Below are 3,021 nucleotides of genomic sequence, written 5' to 3'. Positions count from 1 at the left end.
TCAACCACGCGTCCACCAGCGCGAGCAAGCGCTCGTCGTGCACGAGGAGCAGCCCGCCCCCACCGCCGACGAACCCCTCGATCCACGCGGCCGCGTCCGCGGGCGGTGTCCCCGGGGAGAGCACGAGCCCCATCAACCGGGCCGCCTCGTCCGGCCCCAACTCCCCCTCGTCCAGCAGGAGTCGTACGGCACGCCCCCGGATGACACCGGGGACGGTGTCCCGCGCGGAGAGCGTCCGCAGCACCGCGCGCCAGCGGTCCCGCAGGTCACCGTGTCCGGGGCCGGGGCCGTCGCCCTGCCCGGGTTCAGAGGTGTCACCGTGGCCGGTTCCGGAGGCATCACCCAGCAGGGCCACCGCCCCGTGGACCGCGTCCACATGCCGCCGCATCTCCTCCGCGGCATCCGCGTCGAGGGCCGCGCAGGCCGGGGGCAGGCCGACGAAGACGCGCTCGGCGAGGCCGGCCGCGACCTCCGTCAGCGCGCCGGTGTCGGTGCCGCGTACGTCGCCGTAACGCAGCGAACGGACCAGGGCCGGGAGTGCCTGCGCGAGATGGCCGACGTCCGTGTCGAGGGCCGCGCGGTCGGCGAGGACCTTCATCACCACCGGGAGCGCGTCCGGCAGTTCGGCCAGCAGGCAGCGCTCGGCGAGTGCAGTGACGTCGGCGAGACTCTGCGCCCCCACCGCGTCCGCCTCCGCCTTCGCGGTCGTCGCCGCCAGCACGGTGGTCCCCCACACCCCCGCCTCGGCGACCCGCACCGCCAACTCCGGCTCCCAGCGCAGCCGCCAGGTCTCCCGGAACGTACCCGTGCTCCCCCGCGACGCGGCCGGCTCGCCCCACTCGATACGCAGCAGCCGCAGCCGGTGCAGGAGCCTGCTGCGCCCGGCGTCGGTCTCCTTGCGCAGGTCGAGCTCCAACTCCCGCTCCAGTGCCTCCGGTTTGATCCGCAGCCTGCGCTGCGACCGGTCGAGGTCGCGCTGCAACGGCACGGCGGGCGCACCCGGCGGCACCTCGCCCAGCACATCCCCGACGACGAGCCGGTCGTGCACCAGCGACAGCGGGACGTCCGAGCCCTCGCACATCACCGCGCGCACCGCGTCGGTGGTCTCACCGAGCCCCGGCAACGGACGGCCGCGCATCACCGCGAGGGTCTCCGCCAGCCGTACGGCCTCGATGACATGGGCCGGGGAGACGATCCGGTCCTCCTCCCGGAACAGTCCCGCCACCTTGGTCATCCACCGCTCGACCGGCCGGTCCGGCGCGCCGAACAGATGGCCGTACCAGCCCGGCGAGTCGATACCCGCGCCGTACCCGCTGGCCCGCGACAGCCGGCGGTGCGTCCACGGCACCCAGGTCAGATCGGCCTTGACCTTGGGCAGCCCCTTCAGCAGCGCACGGTCCGCGGCGACGGACGCCTTCTGCCGCAGCGCGGGCACGTGCCAGGCCCCGCACACCACGGCCACGTCGTCCTCGAACTCCCGCTGCGCCGCCCGCACTTGGAGCCGCATATAGGCCTCACGCACAAGATCCCGCTGGTGCCCGCCGGCCCCGTACGTCTCGCGCAGCGCCCCCATCGCCTCCTCCAACGCGGTGAACGGCGCGAACGCGTCCCTCTCCCCCACACCCCGGTGCTCGACGACGTCCTCCCACCAGCGCTCGGGATCGTCGTAGCCGGCGGTTTCGGCGAGGACGGCGAGGGGATCGACGCGGAGGTCCGGGCCAGTGAGGTCCGAGCCAGAAGGGGACTCGCCGGGCGGGGTCGCGGGAGTCGGTGTCTCGGCAGTCGGGTCCGGCGGCTGCTCCTCCCCCGTCAACTCGCCCTCGGCGTCGTCCTTTCCCCACGCCAGCGTGTGCGTGGCCGGGAGGTCGATGAAGCGGGCCGGGACCTCGTGTTCCAGGGCCCAGCGGATCGCGACCCACTCCGGGGAGAACTCGGCCAGTGGCCAGAACGCCGAGCGGCCCGGCTCGTCCACGGCGTGGGCGAGCAGCGCGACCGGGGGCCGCATGTCCTCGTCGGCGGCCAGCGGGATCAACACGTCGGCCTCGGGCGGCCCTTCGATCAGTACGACCCGCGGCCGGGCCGCGTCCAGCGCCGCCCGCACGGCCCGCGCCGAACCGGGTCCGTGATGCCGCACCCCGAGCAACAGCGGCCCGGCGCCCCGGCCGCCAGTCCCCTCAGTTCCCGCCACTTCGTCCCCCTCCCCTCCGGATCCCGCTCCCGCTCCGGCTCCGGCTCCAGCAGCTCCAGCTGGAGTCGTCGTCGACCAGCCCCCTGAAGTCGCTCACGCGCTCGCCTCCCGGCAGGCCCGGTAGAAGTCCTTCCAGCCGTCGCGCTCGCGGACGACCGCCTCCAGGTACTCCTGCCAGATGACCCGGTCGGCCGCCGGATCGCGGACCACTGCGCCGAGGATGCCCGCGGCGACACCGCTCGGCCGCAGCAGTCCATCGCCGAAGTGGGCTGCCAGGGCGAGCCCGTTGGTGACGACGGAGATCGCCTCGGCCGTCGACAGCGTGCCGCTGGGCGACTTGAGCTTCGTCCGCCCGTCCGCCGTGATCCCGTCGCGCAGTTCGCGGAAGACGGTCACCACCCGGCGGATCTCGTCGACGCCCTCCGGCACCGCCGGCAGGTCCAGGGAGCGGCCGATCTGGTCGACGCGGCGGGCGACGATCTCGACCTCGGCGTCCGCGCTCTCCGGCAGCGGCAGCACCACCGTGTTGAAACGGCGGCGCAGGGCGCTGGAGAGGTCGTTGACCCCGCGGTCGCGGTCGTTGGCCGTGGCGATCAGGTTGAAGCCGCGGACGGCCTGCACCTCCTGTCCCAACTCCGGTATCGGCAGCGTCTTCTCGGACAGGATCGTGATGAGCGAGTCCTGTACGTCGGCCGGGATGCGGGTCAACTCCTCGACGCGCGCGGTCATCCCCTCTGCCATGGCGCGCATGACGGGGCTGGGCACGAGGGCGTCGCGGCTCGGGCCGTTGGCGAGCAGCTGCGCGTAGTTCCAGCCGTAGCGGATCGCCTCCT

2 protein-coding genes are annotated in these 3,021 nt (G+C 73.9%); both read right to left on the bottom strand.

Annotated features, from left to right (window positions below; all coding sequences use genetic code 11):
* Positions 1-2,188, bottom strand: a 2,188-nt coding sequence (locus tag AC31A1_RS49105; protein WP_489659546.1) for a DUF5682 family protein, incomplete at its 3' end; no start/stop codon positions are given.
* 93 nt (positions 2,189-2,281) lie between these two features.
* Positions 2,282-3,021: AAA family ATPase (locus AC31A1_RS49100; protein ID WP_489659545.1), on the bottom strand; the 740-nt coding region annotated here is incomplete at its 5' end.

This window comes from Streptomyces sp. P5F9, assembly GCF_057961495.1.
The sequence above is the reverse complement of the archived record's forward strand: the minus strand, read 5'-3'. Positions and strand labels throughout refer to the sequence as shown.